This is a genomic window from Pseudanabaena sp. PCC 6802 (assembly GCF_000332175.1).
Lineage (GTDB): Bacteria > Cyanobacteriota > Cyanobacteriia > Pseudanabaenales > Pseudanabaenaceae > PCC-6802.
The window spans coordinates 1,358,551-1,376,713 of record NZ_KB235914.1 but is presented as its reverse complement, the minus strand read 5'-3'; the positions used below and the strand labels follow the sequence as shown (position 1 = coordinate 1,376,713).

The window sequence follows — 18,163 nt, the reverse complement described above, 5'->3', positions numbered from 1 at the left end:
AGGATATCTGCAACTCATTAGAGTTGGAGCGCTATAGCGTCTTTCAACTAAGAAAGAGATTTATTTGCGAGGTGAAGGGGTTCTACCCCTTACCCCCGATCGCTCCAATCTAAGAACTGCCATACCATAAACCATAGGGAGAGCTTTAAGCTGCGATGAAACATGTTAAATCTCAATAAGATTTACAGATCGCCTCCCAATTCAGGGGAGATAATCTTAGGAAGAACGCTACCCTCACTGCTAGATGAGGCATGCGATCGCCATCCTAATGACATGGCATTTAACCAGTGGACGGGGGGAACCTGGCAATCTCTATCCAATCAGGATTTTCGCGCTAAGGTAGAAGAGCTTGCCTTAGGATTGCACGATCTGGGATTAAAACAAGGCGATCGCATTGCTTTAATGATGCATAGTAATGCGAACTTCTGCATCGCTGACATGGCTTGCCTGCTAGCAGGTTTAATAGATGTCCCCATCGACTTAACTCAGACGCTAGAAAATATAACATTTATTTTGCAGCATTCCGAAGCAGAAGCACTGATTGTCTCCAATCTCGATCTGCTCTATCAGGTAGTACCGTATCTATGGGATACTCCCAACCTCAAGCATATTATCGTAGCTGAGGTCGCATCGGACTGGCAACAAACGCGATCGCAACTGCTTGCCTGTCAAACCCCAAATGATGATGGATCGGGATCGAATAGCCAGGTAGATATTCCTGCTACCGCTTGTCTCTGCATTCCCATGCTGCTGTGTCAAGGTCGAGTAGATCGGGTTTGTCCCCAGTTACCTCAATGCGTACAGGCTCTTTCAATGGAGGAGATCCAGATTAGAGGAGAATCTCTGCGATCGCAAGTAAACAAGCAAGAGGAAATGCGTTTAGCGTTGCACGCTCAGATGCTCGCTACAATTATTTACATTCCCAGTGCTACTGGGCAGTTGCACGGTGTAATGCTGACCCATGAAAATCTCTCTGCCAACGCTCTAGCTGCATTTACGGGGATGGAGAATTTGGGATCTGGCGATCGCGAGATCGCGCTCTCTTTCCTGCCCCTCAACCATGTCTTTGCCAGATCTTTACTCTACGGCCATATTAACTACGGACATAGTATCTATTTCACTACTGCTAACCGCGTCGCCAAACATCTAAAGGAAGTTAGACCCACTATTCTGGCAACTGTGCCGCTGCTGTTAGAGAAAGCTTACAGCAAGCTGGTCGAACATGGTACGGGCAAAGAGCGCGGGCATAATCGAAACCTATGGGCGGACTTGGTCAAGACTGCCTTTAACTGGTCGCTGCGCCTTGCCAAGCGATACCAGTTGGGGCAAAAGCCGCAAGGTCTGTACGCTCTGCAACTGGGAATTGCCGATAAACTTCTATTTCCGCACTGGCGAGCTATTTTTGGCGGCAGGCTGAAGTTCTTGCTCTGTGGTGGTGCGGCGCTCAAAGCCGAGACTGTCAACCAATTTGCAGCGGCGGGAATTAGAATTTTGCAGGGATATGGCTTAACCGAGAGCGGTTCGGTGATTTGCGTCAATCGTTGCGAATTCAATCAGGCAGGCACTGTGGGAGTTCCACTTGCAGGCGTGGAGATGGCGATCGCACCCGATGGCGAAATCTTAGCAAAAGCCCCTTACATTACACAGGGTTTTTACAAAAATCCCACTGCCACGCGGCAAATTCTCGATCGCGACGGCTGGCTGCACACTGGCGATCTGGGCGAGTTCACCGCCGAGGGGCTGCTGCGAATTACGGGCTGCAAAAAGCACCTGTTTAAACTGTCAACGGGTAAATACGTTACGCCGGTACCATTGGAGGCGCAGTTAAAACAATCCGATCTGGTAGAGCAGGCGATCGCGGTCGGTTCCCAACGCAAGTTTTGCGCGATGTTAATTTTCCCCAATCTCAAAAATTTACGCGATCGCGCCTGGAAAATGGGATTGGAGGTATCCAGATCGGATCCATCTGGGTTGGAGGTATCCATCGAGCAACTGCTTCAACATCCTGAGATCGTCGCTCTATATCAAACCCTGGTGGATGCCGCAAATCAGTCATTACCACCCTGGTCAACCGTGAAGCGCTTCAAACTTCTCCATGCTACCCTTGCTGCTAAAAGCGATATATTTACGGCAAACTTAGCAATCGATCGCGATCGCGTAAACCTGGCTTTTGCAAATGAAATAGACGATCTCTATGGCGAGAGCGAGACAGAAACACCAAAAATAACCAGGGCGATCGAGCCAACGAATACTTATCAAACCATACAAGCACCAAAACATCCAACTGAGACACAAGACAGCCTCGATCTGTCCCGTTCATCTCGTACATCCAATCCATCAAAGTCAGCCAATCCATTAGTAGCAACCTGGGTGTGGCTCAGGAACAAAAAACTTACAACGGAGGGAGTCAAACATGTTTAAGCCATTTCGTACAGTAGCAGTTCTGGGTGCGGGAGTAATGGGTACTCAGATTGCCGCACACCTTGCCAATGTGGGGTTAACAGTACATCTCCTGGATCTGGCGGCACCGGGCGATCGCAAAAATGAGATTGTTGAAACCGCTTTCAAAAAGGCTTCAAAGCAGTCGCCGCCCGTATTATTTACGGAACAGGCAGCTCGGCGCATAATCTTGGGCAACTTTGACGAGAATTTCGATCGGGTGGCAAAGGTCGATTGGATTATTGAAGCAGTGGTCGAGAAATTGGAGGTTAAACAGCAGTTAATGGCTCGTCTCGATGGTTCGATCCGCAATGATGCCATTGTTTCTACTAACACCAGTGGTTTACCGATTCGCGAAATTATTCAAGGGTGTTCTGAGGATCTGCGTCAGCGTTTTTTGGGGACGCACTTCTTTAATCCTCCCCGCTATCTCAAATTGCTAGAATTAATCCCAACGGTAGAAACCGCACCTGAGGTATTGGAACGATTGCAGTGGTTTGGGAGAATCCATTTAGGTAAGGGAATTGTAGTTGCTAAGGATACTCCCAATTTCATTGCCAATCGCATTGCTATGTTCGCAACCATGCAGGGTTTGTACGCGATCGCCGATCGGGACTACACGATCGCTGAAATCGATACCCTAACTGGTACTTTAATTGGAAGACCAAAGTCTGCCACATTCCGCACTGCCGATCTGGTGGGGCTAGATACGTTGATGTACGTAGCCAACCACCTCTATACTGCTGTAGAAGATGACGAGAGGCGCGATCGCTTTCGCGTTCCCGACCTGCTCCAAAAGCTAGTAAGTAGCGGCAGACTGGGCGCAAAATCAGGTCAGGGATTTTATAAAAAGGAGCAACAGCAGATTCTGGCTTTGCAGCCGGAAACCCTGACCTACGAGCTGCCTCAACCATTGGATTTAGGCAATTTAGAAGCAATTAGTAGTATTGAGAATTTAGGCGATCGCCTGCGAGCCTTATATCGAGATTCTGGTAGAGGTGGTGCTTTCTTCCGGCGATCGACTTTGGAATTGCTCAGCTACTGCGCCTGTCGCGTTCCAGAAATTACCGACAATCCGGCGGAGATCGATCGGGCAATGCGATGGGGCTTTGGATGGGAAATTGGCTCATTTGAAATGTGGGATCGGCTGGGATTCCATCTCGTATTGACGGATATGAAGGCCGACCGCCTACCCGTGCCTGCTTGGATAGAAATAATAGCGCAGACAACAGAGCCTGGCTTCTATCAATTTTCTCCCCCGACAACACAGATCTATAATCCCGCACAAAAGCAATACCTGCCACTGCAACAACCCGAGGATGAAATTAGTATCGCTGCGCTAAAAGCCGATCCCGGTCGCATCCTTTGGCAAAACTCCGATGCCACGTTACTCGATCTCGATGATGGCGTTCTGCTATACGAATTCCACTCAAAAGGCAATACATTGGGCTACAAGGTAATGGAAGGTTTATCTGCTGCCTTGCAGGTTCTGGAGACGAAGGATTATCGAGGTTTGGTAATTGGTAACGACAGTGCCAATTTCTCGGGTGGAGCTAATCTGGCTGAGATGGGAGCACTGGCAGCGGCAGGTGACTTTGAGGTAATTGGGAAATTGCTAGGGGAGTTCCAAACCACATTTCAGAGCATCTACTACGCCAGCAAGCCCATTGTGGCAGCAGTGCAAGGACGCGCCCTTGGCGGTGGGTGCGAGTTGGTGATGGCCTGTCCGCAGGTGGTGGCGGCAGCGGAAACTTACATCGGTCTGGTGGAATTGAGTGTCGGTCTCATTCCTGGTGCAGGTGGCGTGATGCGCATGGTGGCACGCGCTGCCGAACGCGCCGCTACGGATACTGCCGCCCACATTCAACCGTTCTTAAAAACAGCATTTGAAACGATCGCAATGGCGAAGGTTTCCAGCAGTGCCTCCGAAGCGCAGGCGCTGGGATTTCTCCCACCCAAAGCCAGGATTGTCATGAATGGCGATCGCCGCCTGTATGTTGCCAAGCAGGAGGTAATTAATCTAGCTCGCTCTGGCTACCTACCACCACCGGAACGCCATGCGATCGTGGTGTTGGGTCGTCCGGCTCTAGCCCAAATGGAACTGACAGCCTACACCGTCCACCAGGGTGGCGCGATTTCGGAATACGATCGCTACCTCGCAAATCGCCTCGCTTACGTGATGTCGGGCGGTAATTTATCCGCTCCCACTCCAGTTCGTGAAAACTATCTGTTGGGATTGGAGCGAGAGGTATTCGTGCCGTTACTGGGGCAACCCAAAACCCAAGAGCGGATTGCTTACCTGCTCAAGCATAAGAAGCCATTACGGAATTAAATAGGTAGGGTGGGCAATGCCCGCCTCAGAAAACATACTGCATCCAATAGAGATGAGAATCGCGATCGAAGGAGAAATCTATGCAAGATGTCTATATTGTAAGTAGCGTTCGTACCCCTGTAGGTAAATCACCGCGCGGAAGTTTGCGCCACATGCGCCCAGACGATCTCGGCGCGATTGCAGTCAAAGGCGCGATCGCCAAAGTCAAAGGGTTAGAATCGCACCGGATCGACGATATCATCTTTGGCTGTGCCTTTCCCGAAGCCGAACAGGGATTTAATTTAGGGCGCATTATCGCACAGCGAGCCGGACTACCAGATTCAGTTGCCGGATGTACGGTGAATCGATTTTGTTCCTCTGGCTTGCAAAGTATCGCGATGGCACATCAAGCGATCGCGACCGGACAGGCGGATGTAATTGTCGCGGGTGGAGCAGAATCCATGAGTCTGATTCCGATGGGTGGCGAGCGCATACTACCCAACCCCGATCTTTTAAGGGATAAACCGCAGGTCTATGCTTCTATGGGGCATACTGCCGAAAATGTGGCAGAGCAGTATCAAATTTCGCGCTCCGATCAGGATGCTTGGGCATTGCGATCGCATCAAAGGGCTTTAACCGCCATCCAGCAAGGCAAATTTAATGACGAAATTATTCCCGTCACCGTGCAGGAGATATCTTATATCGAAGGTAAGACCCAAACTATAGAGAAACTATTCCAAGTAGACGAAGGGCCTCGCTCCGATACAAATTTAGAAGCGCTTGCCAAGCTACAGCCTGTATTTCGCGTCGGAGGCACTGTAACTGCGGGTAATACCTCCCAGACTTCTGATGGAGCCGCTGCCACAGTGGTGATGAGCAAGCGGACGGTCGAGGAACTTGGCGTACAACCCTTGGGGCGCTTACTGGGATTTACGGTGGTGGGCGTACCGCCAGAGATTATGGGAATCGGCCCTGTCATCGCAGTACCGAAAGTTTTGCAACAGGTGGGATTAAGTCTCGAAGATATCAGCCTAATCGAATTGAACGAAGCCTTTGCCGCACAGGTAATTGCAGTCAGTCGCAAATTAGAACTAAACGAGGAGATCGTAAACGTGAATGGCGGCGCGATCGCCCTGGGACATCCTTTAGGTTGCACGGGTGCGAAGTTAACCGCCACGTTACTGCACGAGATGCAGCGTCGTGGAGTTCGCTATGGACTGGTGACGATGTGCGTGGGCGGCGGTATGGGTGCGGCTGGCGTATTTGAGAATCTAGCGATCTAGTAAGGGCAGGTTTTGTAAAAGCGCTAATGGGATAACTCAGAAATTTTAGCTAAACCTGCCCCTACATGTAGGGTTCTGTCAGGAATTTAAATCTCTAGTTGTTGCGAATTCAGGTGAAATTGGGATGAGGTACAATTATGTTCGTATTCAATTACTTTAGTCAACCAGCGATCGCTCTGCCGATCTTCACCTTTCTATTCCTGCTCTGTGGCTACCTGGGCGTTTCCCTATGGGTGTGGTCGTTATATATTGCTGCAATTCTCTGGACGACCTCCATACCTCTATGGGGTTGGGGTATCTTTGCCGTTCTAGCATTGAGTTTCAACCTGCCTTTCATCCGGCGAGTGCTATTCACAGCACCGATTATGCGAGCGATCTCCAAACTCAAACTCCTGCCCAAAATCTCCGAGACAGAACGGGCGGCGATCGATGCCGGAACGGTTTGGATTGATGGCGAGTTTTTCTCAGGTCAACCCAACTTCCAACGCATCTATGCCGAACCCTATGTTAAAAACGCTCCAGAAATTCAACTCTTCCTCGATAACCAGGTTGAAAAAGTATGTCAGATGGCGACTGACTGGGAGATTTACCGCCGCCACGATCTGCCGCCAGAGGTGTGGGATTATCTCAAGCAGGAGCGCTTCTTTGGCATGATGATTCCACGGGAATATGGCGGCTTGGGATTTTCCCATCTCGCCTATAGTAACGTGATGGCGAAGTTGTCATCGCGCTCCTTTATCTACACCGCCACTGTGGGCGTAACTAACTCATTAGGGCCTGCCAAATTACTGCTAAGCTACGGTACCGTTGCTCAAAAAGACTACTACTTACCTCGCTTGGCAAGGGGAGAAGAGATTCCCTGCTTCGCGCTCACAGAACCAAATGCCGGATCGGATGCTGGCAGTATCGCTTCTACTGGTACAGTATTTCAAGGAGAAGGCGGAAAGCTTTATCTGCGGCTGAATTGGCAGAAACGTTATATTACTTTGGGGGCGATCGCCACGCTCTTGGGCTTAGCTTTCCAACTCAAAGACCCCGATCGCCTCCTGGGTAAGGGCGTAGATGTGGGCATTACCTGCGCTCTCATTCCCACAAATACAACAGGCGTGGCGATCGATCGACGACACGATCCTATGGGCGTGCCTTTCTATAACTCTCCCACCGAAGGGCACGATGTAATTGTCTCCATCGACCAGATTATCGGTGGCGTGGAACAAGCGGGACAAGGTTGGAAGATGCTGATGCAGTCGCTGGCGGCAGGGCGAGGGATTAGCTTTCCTGCCACTTGTGCCGGAGTCTCTAAACTCGTCTCCCGCGTGACAGGAGACTACGCACGAGTTAGGCAACAGTTCGGTCTTGCGATCGGTCGGTTTGAAGGGATTGAAGAACCACTAACTCGCATTGGCGGACTCACCTATCCGATCGACGCTACCCGCATCTATACCTGCTCTGCTGTAGACAAGGGCGAACAACCAGCCGTCATCTCAGCGATCGCGAAATATAACCTGACCGAACTCGCTCGCAAAGTTGCGAACGATGGCATGGATATCCTGGGCGGGGCTGGTATCTGCCGGGGGCCAAGAAATCTACTGGCAAATATTTATACGGCGATGCCCATTCCAATTACAGTGGAAGGGGCAAATATCCTCACGCGCACGATGATGATTTTTGGGCAGGGGATCGTTCGCAGCCATCCATATCTTTATCAAGAAATTACCGCCCTAGAACGCTCCGATGAGATCGCTTTCGATCGAGCGCTTTGGAGTCATCTGGGTTGGACAATTCACAATGGCTTCCGCGCGATGTTGCTCGATCTCACGCGCGGTCATCTGGCTGCTTCTTACTCTGATATCAAACCTATATCCCATTACGAACGCAAACTGACATGGGCGGCGGCTACCTTTGCTCTTCTGTCCGACCTTGCCTTAATAGGCTTTGGCAGCACCTTGAAGCGCCGCGAGAAGATAACGGGACGGTTTGCCGATCTGCTCTCCTGGATGTATTTGAGTACGGCAACCCTGCGACGGTTTGCCGCCGAAGGACACCAGCCAGAAGATCTGCCACTGGTCGATTGGTCGATGCAGTACGCATTCTTTCAGATGCAACAAGCCTTTGAAGGTATTCTCGCTAATCTATCTCTGTCTGGGTTGGGAGGATTATTATCAGGCGCGATCGCGTGGTGGTGGCGAGTAAATCCCATTGGCACAATGCCATCCGATCGGCTGGGCAGCGAAATTGCGCGTAGCATGCAAACCCCAGGATCGCAGCGAGATCGCCTCACGGAAGGTATTTACATCCCTGCCTTTTCTCCCATTAATACCGAATCGTTGGCACGTTTGGAGCGTGCTTTCCACCTTTCCTACCAAAGCGAATTAGTTTTGCAAAAGATTAAAGCCGCGATCGCATCTGGCAAGTTGCCCAATGCCAGGCCGGAGACTCTAATCGATCTGGCATTGACTAATGGCGCGATCGCACCAGAAGAAGCCGCGATCGTTCGAGAAGCAGAACTCGCTCGTCAAGATGCAATTCAGGTTGATGCCTTCAGCGCGATCGAATATCAACAGATCGAACAACCAAGTAGAGGTGAAGTCTTAGCTTGGCAGCCCTAGCGTTAAGTACAAAGACGCGACTGGATCTTGGTGCTTACTTCTAGTTGACATATCCCTGCATCATAGAGCGTCTGTTAAGCTCCGTGCACCAAATCGATGAACAGCGCGGTAGCCGATTCGGATAACCCATGGTTGAGCATCTGGAAGCCGTTCCTGCAATCTTCGAGTAGCGGTCATCGTATCATTAGCAAGCTCAAAAGCACCTGTTTCAATATCAATCGCAACGATCCTACCGCGATTACCATCCTCAACTTGAGGGCGAACTTGAGACTCGTAAATTCCATCACCGCGACGGGCGAATTCTTCTTTACTATAGCGAGGTTGCCTTACTGTCATAGGTTTTTATATTTTATTTGCTTGTATTCTAAGATGACTATAAAACAGATCTACAGGTAGTACCTCGTTCTTCTGATTTTATGCCGCTTTGGCTTAATCCCATGGTACGGAACCCTTAATTTTTTATGTTGAATCATCTTTAAAAACATTGCCAAAACCAGGAACTTAGGAGGCAATTCTACTTCTTTAACCTTTAGATTATGTCGATGCTTAAATTAATGGGTGGCTTTTGGGGTGGTGGTTAAGTTTCGCGATCTAATGTGATTAACTAATCGGAAGTTTAAGTTATTGCCTGTAGAAAATTAATAGTGTACGCAAGAGTAATTATATGAAACACCAGATGTTGGCTAGTGCCGCTTTTCTCCTCGTCAGCAGCATTCCAGCTATTGCCGCCGCCGAACCCATAACCTGCTACCGCGATCGCGACTACATCGATTGCCGCGAATTCGGTCGGTTCCGCTACGGAGGAAATTATGGCGATCCTAACTACAACCGCCCCAATAATAACTACTACAACGACATCAATGACCTCTATCGGCAAATTCTAGGACGCAATGCCGATCGCGCTGGTCTAGATAACTACTCGCGCAACCTGAACAGCGGTTGGAGTTTGACGCAGGTACGCCGCGATCTTGCTTACAGCAGCGAGTCTGCTAACTCTATTAACAGAGTGTACCTGCAAGTTCTGGGGCGCAATGTCGATCCTGGCGGTCTAGAAACGCAAAGATCTTTTCTGGCTAACGGCGGTTCTCTAGATCAGCTACGTCGCAATCTTGCCAGTAGTGACGAAGCTAGAAATAGAAGAAGATATTAAGCCCCCACATCAATTGTAGGGCAACTCAATCCAAAGGAGAATAGGCAGGTAGAGGAGCCAGGTAAATCCCCTCTGGCAACTCAACTTTTGCACTCATATGCTAGCCAGCCTGGTCAACTACTATAGCCGTAGACAGATCTGTTAGGACAGGGGGTGTGGGGGCTGTGCCCCCACGTAGGGGTTGCACCCCTGCACCCCGTCCTAAGCCTATTGGCTATAGCTATAACAAAATTATTTTGGTTGCTCCGGCTCCTACAGATGCGGCAAATGATACCCACAAAATAAAAAGGCAGAAGCAAAAGCTTCTGCCTTCAAAAAAGCTATTACGGTTAGCGATTGGCTAACCGCTAATCGCTACCTATTTCGATTCAGTGAAGTCAGCATCGATCACGTCATCGCTGCCACTTGCTGCATCTCTAGTAGAATCATCCATTCCACTACTACCACCAGAGGAAGAGCCGCCATCACCCGAGCTTTGCTGATAAACAGACGTACTCAAGGCATACAGCGCTTGCTTGAGATCTTCGCTTAGAGATTTGATGCGGTCGTGATCCTCAGATGCGATCGCATCGCGCAGATCCTTAATCAAACCCTCAATCTTAGTCTTATCTGCTGCGGGCACCTTATCGCCTAGATCCTTAATTTGCTTTTCGGCTTGGTAGGCAAGGGAATCAGCCTGATTCTTAGCTTCGATCCGCTCGCGTTTTTCCTTATCCGAAGAAGCATTAGCTTCAGCTTCTCTAACCATGCGTTCGACTTCGCTGTCGGGCAATGTAGACGCACCAGTGATCGTAATAGATTGCTCTTTGCCCGTACCTTTATCCTTTGCTTTTACGGCAAGGATACCGTTAGCATCAATGTCAAAGGTAACTTCAATCTGAGGTACGCCTCGGGGAGCAGCCGGAATTCCATCCAAGCGGAAGTTACCGAGGCTCTTATTGTCCGATGCCATTTCACGCTCGCCTTGCAGAACGTGAATTTCCACATTGCTTTGACCATCAACCGCTGTAGAGAAGACTTCCGACTTTTTAGTGGGGATAGTGGTGTTGCGTGGAATAATCTTGGTCATCACGCCACCCAAGGTTTCGACACCAAGAGATAGAGGTGTAACGTCGAGCAGCAGAATGTCTTTCACTTCGCCAGCCAGAACGCCAGCCTGAATGGCAGCACCCACAGCTACCACTTCATCGGGGTTAACACCCTGGTTGGGATCTTTCTCTAGAATCTTTTTGACTAGATCCTGTACGGCGGGAATACGGGTAGAACCACCTACAAGTACTACTTCATCGATCTTGCTCTTATCGAGCTTGGAATCTTTGAGTGCTTGCTCGACGGGGATGCGGCAGCGATCGATTAGATCGGAGCACAGTTCTTCAAACTTGGCGCGGGTCAACGTCATATCCAGATGTTTTGGCCCTTCTTGAGTTGCCGTGATAAATGGCAGGTTAATTTCCGTTTGGGTGACGCTGGATAACTCGATCTTGGCTTTTTCAGCAGCCTCGGTCAGGCGTTGTAGGGCTTGCTTGTCCTTGCGGAGATCGATACCTTCTGAGGACTGGAACTGATTGGCCAGCCAATCTACAATCTTTTTGTCGAAGTCATCGCCACCCAGGTGGGTATCGCCACTGGTTGCCATCACCTCGAATACGCCATCGCCCACTTCCAGGATAGAAACGTCAAATGTACCGCCACCGAGGTCAAACACCAGGATGGTTTCATTGCTCTTGCTCTCCAGACCGTAGGCAAGTGCAGCGGCGGTGGGTTCGTTAATAATGCGCAGGACTTCTACCCCAGCAATCTTGCCAGCATCTTTGGTGGCTTGGCGCTGTGAGTCGTTGAAATAGGCTGGAACCGTAACAACTGCCTGAGTTACAGTTTCGCCCAGATACTTACTGGCATCGTCGATCAGCTTGCGCAGTACCTGTGCCGAGATCTCCTCCGGCGCAAATTGTTTGCCCGCAGAAGGTGAATCTAGCTTTACATTACCATTGACATTTAGTACTTTATACGCGACTTGCTTGGACTCGTTATTAACTTCTTCGTAGCGTCTACCGATAAAACGCTTGACCGAATAAAACGTATTTTCCGTATTCATTACGGCCTGGCGCTTAGCAATTTGACCGACTAAGCGATCGCCGTTTTTAGCATAGGCTACAACCGAAGGAGTGGTACGGAAGCCTTCAGCATTTGCAATAACCGTAGGCTTACCGCCTTCCATAACGGCAACAACCGAGTTTGTAGTACCTAAGTCAATTCCGACTACTTTTGCCATAAGGCTTCCAACTCCTGCAACAGAATTTATTTATTGATTTCAACTAAGATTAACTATATTTTTAATATTTCAAAACAGGTTTTCTGCCCACCATGAGGTAGGGTTTACCGTACCTGTTGCTTAAAGCGAGCGATCGCTATTCTTGGCAAGGCACCTACTCAGCTTTCCTTAAATGCCTTCGTCCTTCTTATTCGAGCTTGGTTGCTCTTCTCCCAAGTTTTGGTTGGGTGGAACTGTATAAACGGGATTGGGTTCGGGGGGAGCCTGAACTGCTGGAGCTTCGGGCTGGACGCTGGTAGGAGCTTCGGGAATACGACTAGGGGCAATGTATACTGGCGCAGGATCTGTTGCCGGATTGGATGGTTCGACGATCGCAGGCTGGTTAATTTTGGCAAGGCGGGCGTTGGCATCGTCAGCAATGGGTTTAGCTTTTTTCTGCCAAAACGCAATCTTGGGGATTTTGTTAGTGGCATCAAGCACTGCTTGGGGGTTGTTATTTTTTAGTGCCGATTGCGCTGCTTTAAAGTTCAGTTCTGCTGTTTGCCATTCTTTTTTCCAGTTGGCGATCGCAGTTTGCGCTTTAGCGTAGCCTGGACTAGTTTTGGGAATTGCATTCAGCAGAGCGATCGCGCCATTGAGGTCGCCATTTTGAAACCTGGGCGCAGCCAGAGCGATTGCTTTTACCGACCACTGTCTAACTAGCTGTTGCGATTCTGCATAGCTGGAACTATGGGCCGGGATCTGCGCGATTCTTGCCAAAGCGAGATCGAACTTTTGTTCTATTGCGAATTGCTTAGCTCGCTCTAATTGACATTGATTGAGAATAGATTGGAGGTCGGGATTGATACTTGTATCTGCTGCCGATGATGTTGCAGAAGTAGCTTTAGCAATACATTCCTCGTATTTTGATTGAGATTTTAGCGTCTTAATATCTTCCAGGATAGCGATATTGCTACTACCACGATTGCTACTGTTCCCAAGCCCTTGCCAATATACATAGGATACGCTGGCAAGTATACCGACAATGCCAGTGCCCGCAACTACTTTGAGTAGAGAATTTCTGCCGCCAGGAGTTGGCTTACCTCCTTGAGTAGTTTCAGAGGCGAGCGGCTCAGAGGGAAATGCATTTTGGGTAGGTTCAGTAACCGATAAAGGAATATGTGCGGATGCGATCGTCTCTGAGAACGAGGAGTCTAGCGCTGGCGTACCGAATCTGCCCATTTCTGTTTCCAGATTAGCGCCGACTTCAGTGGGAATCGAGGCATCCTGCAGTGCAGGTGGGGGAATGGAAATATTCAGTGGCAGGTTGCTGTCTGAAGCCGCTTGCACGATTGCTCGACTCAGTTCCGTTACCGTAGCAAAACGCCGATCCGGGGATTTTTCCAGGCACCGCATGACTACTGCTTCTATTTCTGGTGAGATATAGGCACATCCAGGTTGCGATCGCAGTGGTTTGGGCGGTTGTTTAGTATGCGCTGTTGCCCAAAAGACAATGGAAGCCAGATCGGTCTGAGTCGTTTTACTGTGGAATGGATCGGTACCGCTCAGCATTTCGTAAAAGATGATGCCCAGACTGTAGATATCCGATCGCCCATCCAACTCCTTTCTATTTTCCCATTGCTCTGGCGAAGCATAGCGAAAGGTGCCGAGAAACTGATTGGAGTAACTCAGATTAGTTTCCTGTACTTGTTGCTGTTGCTCGCTATAGATCTTAGCGATACCAAAGTCGATAATTTTGACCAACTCGCCCAGAACTGTGGGAACGAGATAGATATTTTCAGGCTTTAAATCGCGATGGACGATCCTGCTCTTTGTACTGGCGACAACCTGTTTTTTCCATACGTTGACACCCTCATGCGCTACTTGCAGTCCTCGGCATACCTGGATGATAATACCTATAGCTTCTTGAGGTGATAAGCGCTGCTGTTGAGCTAAGCGCTGCCCTAGAGTTTCTCCTTCTAGATACTCCATGACGTAAAATGGCTCGCCATTGACAGTCATGCCATAGTCGCTCACCTGCACGATATGATCGCTCTTTAGCGCAGCGCAAAGGGCAACTTCGCGGGAAAACCGTTTGCCAAATCCCTCAACGTCAACTAGTGCCCCCTTGAGCAGCTTTAAAGCTACCTGCTTGCCCAGTAACGTATCTGTTGCCAGGAAAACATCCCCCATGCCACCGCCGCCGAGATGCTCTTCTAAACGATAGCGATCGCGATCGCCAACGAGGCGACCAAGCCAGGTATCGGAGCGGTGGGAAGAACTCATGGTCTAGTCCTTGTATCTATGAAGGCGTATTTAAGGAGATTTCCAAGAGAAAAAATACACACCTACTTGTAGGGGCAGGTTTAGCCCGAATCCAATGGTTCTAGTCGTAGATTAACTACAAAACCTTCCCCTACGCGGATCTTGTTTACTAGAAATCACCTGAGATCATTTTGACATATCCAGCATTCGTTGAATCGGTACAAGCGCAGCTTGCCGGATTGCTTCGTCCATCACGATTTCCGGCGAGCGGTTTTTCATGGCTAAGTACAGCTTTTCCAGAGTATTCAACCGCATGTGCGGGCATTGGTTGCAGGCGCAGTCATGTTCCGGTGGGGCAGGAATTAATTGCTTGCCCGGTGATGCCTTTTGCATTTGGTGGATTACGCCCGGCTCGGTGACCACGATAAAAGACTTGCAGGGACTAGTTTGTACGTACTTTAACAAGGCGGTGGTGGAGCCAATAAATTCCGCGTGTCTCAGCACGTTCGGTTCGCACTCTGGGTGCGCCACGATCTGAGCGTCGGGATATTTTTGCTTTAACTCCACTAGTTTGCGCTCCGAAAAAATCTCATGTACCATGCAGCTTCCTTGCCAGAGCAACATTTCCCGCCCTGTCTGCTGCATGACGTAGCGGCCTAGATTGCGATCGGGGGCAAAAATAATGGGGCGATTGGCAGGCACTTGTTTGACGATCGCCACGGCGTTGGCACTAGTACAAATCACATCGCTCATGGCTTTAATCGCTGCCGAGCAGTTAATGTAGGAAATTACCATATGGTTGGGGTGGGCTGCTTTAAAAGCGGCAAAGCGATCGGGAGGGCAGCTATCCGCCAGCGAGCAGCCAGCTGCTAAATCCGGCAAAAGTACTTGTTTATGGGGGTTAAGGATTTTGGCAGTCTCGGCCATGAAATGTACGCCCAAAAAGACTATGACATCAGCATCGGTATTTGCCGCCGCCTGCGCTAACCCGAGGGAGTCGCCGATGTAGTCTGCCACATCCTGCAGGTCGGGATCCTGGTAATAGTGAGCTAAAATGACGGCGTTTAGCTCCTGCTTCAGCTCGGCGATCGCCCCAAACAGATCGCGAGGAATAACAGGCTGCTGTTGACTTTGTCTTTCTAGAGTGGCAAACACGTATGGCCTCAGTTATAGTTCAAGTAATTTTTTGTAGCTTGCTTAATTATAGTAGAAACTACTAAAAATAACAGGATAAAACCTATAACTCAGGGTATATTTTTAGAGCGATCGCAGTTGGCAGAAAAATAAAGTGCGATCTTGGGGGCGATCGCCTTGAAAGCCGGATTGTTGCTTAAGGATTGGGCTTCGAGTTCGTTGGCGGAGGCACCGAACTGTCTCCCCTGACTTCTTCAACCTGACTGACTGTAAAAATTAGCGCGAACGGCTGATGCATTTCTCTTTCTAAAAAAGCTTCCAAGAGCCTCACCTGCTTGGGGGTAATGGCTTCCTTGGCGCGAACGCTCAGATAAACCTGAGGGGGGCTGGTCAGCCAGTTAATTTCGCTCTTGAGCAATTCTACGCGTTGAAAGGTAAGGGTACGGTTTAGCAAAACCTTCCGCAGGCTGGCTTCCAGGCGAGACTGGCCGATCAACTCGAAAAAGCTCAACGCGAGCGGCACGACGAGGACACCTGTAAGCAAGAGAGTCCATACAAGTGCTTTGCGCGCCTGTTTTAAGGGCGTATATCCCGTCACTAAAAAAGTCACCATGCAAGCAAGGGAAATACCCAACAGGTTCGTCAGGTAAAGTAGCGTTGCGCCCCAACTGAGAGGCCAGTTTGCTTGAGCCAATCCCAAACCAATCGTACAAACCGGGGGCATGAGTGCGACGGCGATCGCCGTTCCCGCCAGACTGGCAGAGATTTTGGGCTGCACCATTGCATAACCGCTGATACCACCCGCAACAACGGCAATTCCCAGATCCAGTAAGTTGGGCTTAGAGCGCGCCAGAATTTCGCTACCGTAGCTCGGGAGACTGATGAGAAGGCCGATACCCCAGGAGATTACCAGAGCTAGTAACGTTCCGGCTGTCACGGCAACCAAACCGCGACGAAAAAGCTGCGTATCCCCTACCAACGCGCCAAAAGCTAACCCTCGAATGGGTAACATCAAGGGTGCAATCACCATAGCGCCGATGATAACCGCCGCGCTATTAGAAAGCAGCCCGAAGGTAGCGATCGCGCAGGAAGAAACAATTAGAACCAGATACGGTACATCCAGCGTAGATTCTGCCACCAATTCAGCTTGCAACTGCTGTAGTCTATCTGGCTCAACTCTCGTACGTCTGAAGTCTCCAACTAAACTATGTAGCCTTTCCAGCAAAGTTTTTTACCCATACTCGCTGCTCGAATTTTACTACTTCTGGACTAAAAGTACAGGCTCAAAGTTCAAACCTGCCCTGAACAGGTGTTATATAGCGTTTTTCAGATGAAAACGAGAAGGGGGCTTGGGGGCGTTGCCCCCAAGAAGGGGTGGAACCCCTTCACCCCGTCAATAAAACCTGTTCTCAATTGAAAAACGCTATACCAATTTAAATTGTTGTGGTTACGGATGGGGGGTGGGGGCGTTGCTCCCACAAAGGGGAGGCAGAGCGGTCTTGGGGGTTCCCCGCTAGAGCCACTGCCGTGTTCTACCCCTTCACCCCGTTCGATCTGTCGTGTTTACTGTTCAAACAGTGGTCAACACCTAGACAAACTACTACCTCAAATAATGATTAGTGATTAAATCTCTGAGTAACGGAGTACAGGCGATCGCACTTATCTAGCTCAGCAATTATGTTAACCTAGGCTTGGATCTCACATGTCTTGGAGTGCCGTACCATGACTGTTTCTGGCGAACTCAAGCTAACCCCCACAATTGAATATTTGGAAGAGGACTTTGAGCCGATGGCTGAAGGTGATAAACAGAGGCGTAATCTGAGCTATACGACAGAGGCACTCAGGCTTTGGTTCGAGCCACGGCAGGACGTTTACGTGTCTGGGAATCTATTCATTTTCTACGAAGAGAATAATCCCGATAAGAAGATCGCACCAGATACATTTGTCGTGTTTGGCATGAATAGTGCCGATCGCCTCAGCTATAAGCTGTGGGAAGAAGGCGGCAAAGTTCCTGATTTTGTCTTAGAGATTACCTCTAAGGGCACGGTGCGCAAAGATCGCGATGAGAATCCGCTAATTTACCGGACTCTGGGAGTCAAGGAATATTTTCAGTTCGATCCATCTGGGGACTATTTAAAACCGCTGCCTTTACAGGGAGTGCGTCTGGAGCAAGGCAAATATCAGGCGATCGCTGCGTCTATTTTGCCGGATGGGGTGTTGTCATTGCATAGTGAGGTACTGGGTTTAGACCTGTATTTATATGAAGATCGACGGTTTCGCTTCTTTGACCCCAAATCAAAGCAGATCTTGCGTTCGTATGCTGAGGCGGAGCAGGATAGGCTGCAAGCTGAAGCGATCGCCCTACAAGAAAAATTAGCTAAAGAACAAGCAGAAGCGATCGCCAACCAAGAACGTCAAGAAAAATTACAAGAACGTTTAGCTAAACAGCAAGCCGAAGCGATCGCAGCTCAGGAGAAACTTGCTAAAGAACAAGTAGAAGAGTTGCTGAAAAAGTATCGCGATCGCTTTGGCGAACTCCCAGAATAAATGTTAAGACGATCGCTCTGCTCAGATCGTCGTAAAAGCGATCGCCCTGCAAGAAAAATTAGCTAAAGAGCAAGCGGAATTAGCTAAACAAGAGGCCGAAGCGATCGCTAACCAAGCAAATTTAGCTAAACAACAAGCTGAAGCGATCGCCAACCAAGAACGCCAAGAAAAATT

At 49.5% G+C, this 18,163-nt stretch carries 11 protein-coding genes; 6 read left to right on the top strand and 5 right to left on the bottom strand.

The features are described 5' to 3' along the window. Positions 1 to 162: 162 nt before the first annotated feature. The 4 genes from PSE6802_RS0111655 (at position 163) to PSE6802_RS0111640 (ending at position 8,642) form a co-directional block, all read left to right on the top strand. A complete protein-coding gene (locus PSE6802_RS0111655) occupies positions 163 to 2,421 on the top strand; it encodes an AMP-dependent synthetase/ligase (RefSeq protein ID WP_019500238.1) in 2,259 nt (752 codons plus the stop codon). Then, complete coding sequence (locus PSE6802_RS0111650; protein ID WP_019500237.1) at positions 2,414 to 4,771, top strand: 3-hydroxyacyl-CoA dehydrogenase/enoyl-CoA hydratase family protein; 2,358 nt, start codon at positions 2,414 to 2,416, stop codon at positions 4,769 to 4,771. The genes PSE6802_RS0111655 and PSE6802_RS0111650 overlap by 8 nt, the downstream gene beginning before the upstream one ends. 80 nt (positions 4,772 to 4,851) lie before the next feature. Continuing rightward, positions 4,852 to 6,033: a thiolase family protein gene (locus PSE6802_RS0111645; RefSeq protein ID WP_019500236.1), complete on the top strand. Its 1,182-nt coding sequence runs from the start codon at positions 4,852 to 4,854 to the stop codon at positions 6,031 to 6,033. A gap of 137 nt (positions 6,034 to 6,170) precedes the next feature. Next, complete coding sequence (locus tag PSE6802_RS0111640) at positions 6,171 to 8,642, top strand: acyl-CoA dehydrogenase (RefSeq protein ID WP_019500235.1); 2,472 nt, start codon at positions 6,171 to 6,173, stop codon at positions 8,640 to 8,642. 60 nt (positions 8,643 to 8,702) lie between these two features. Here PSE6802_RS0111640 and PSE6802_RS0111635 read toward each other — a convergent pair whose 3' ends face one another. Continuing rightward, a complete protein-coding gene (locus PSE6802_RS0111635; RefSeq protein WP_019500234.1) occupies positions 8,703 to 8,978 on the bottom strand; it encodes a hypothetical protein in 276 nt (91 codons plus the stop codon). A gap of 328 nt (positions 8,979 to 9,306) precedes the next feature. Here PSE6802_RS0111635 and PSE6802_RS28645 point away from each other — a divergent pair, with 328 nt between their 5' ends. Next, positions 9,307 to 9,792, top strand: coding sequence for a DUF4214 domain-containing protein (locus PSE6802_RS28645; RefSeq protein ID WP_051050570.1), 486 nt, complete (start codon positions 9,307 to 9,309; stop codon positions 9,790 to 9,792). 358 nt (positions 9,793 to 10,150) lie between these two features. Here the strand turns inward: PSE6802_RS28645 and dnaK are convergent, their stop codons facing one another. The 4 genes from dnaK to PSE6802_RS28635 form a co-directional block, all read right to left on the bottom strand. Further along, entirely contained in the window at positions 10,151 to 12,064 is a 1,914-nt protein-coding gene (gene dnaK / locus PSE6802_RS0111625) for a molecular chaperone DnaK (protein ID WP_019500233.1), read from the bottom strand. Positions 12,065 to 12,232: 168 nt separating this feature from the next. Beyond that, positions 12,233 to 14,329 carry a protein kinase domain-containing protein gene (locus PSE6802_RS31010; protein WP_019500232.1) on the bottom strand — a complete coding sequence of 699 codons (2,097 nt, stop codon included), beginning with the start codon at positions 14,327 to 14,329 and terminating at the stop codon, positions 12,233 to 12,235. A gap of 165 nt (positions 14,330 to 14,494) precedes the next feature. Continuing rightward, the gene (nadA, locus tag PSE6802_RS0111615) at positions 14,495 to 15,463 is read right to left on the bottom strand and encodes a quinolinate synthase NadA (RefSeq protein ID WP_019500231.1); all 969 of its coding nucleotides are present in this window, start codon (positions 15,461 to 15,463) and stop codon (positions 14,495 to 14,497) included. A 175-nt stretch (positions 15,464 to 15,638) separates the two neighbouring features. After that, positions 15,639 to 16,667 (bottom strand): TIGR00341 family protein, encoded by a 1,029-nt coding sequence (locus PSE6802_RS28635; protein WP_036945624.1) that lies wholly within the window; start codon positions 16,665 to 16,667, stop codon positions 15,639 to 15,641. A gap of 497 nt (positions 16,668 to 17,164) precedes the next feature. Here PSE6802_RS28635 and PSE6802_RS0111605 point away from each other — a divergent pair, with 497 nt between their 5' ends. Then, complete coding sequence (locus tag PSE6802_RS0111605) at positions 17,165 to 17,989, top strand: Uma2 family endonuclease (RefSeq protein WP_019500229.1); 825 nt, start codon at positions 17,165 to 17,167, stop codon at positions 17,987 to 17,989. The last annotated feature ends 174 nt before the right edge of the window (positions 17,990 to 18,163 follow it).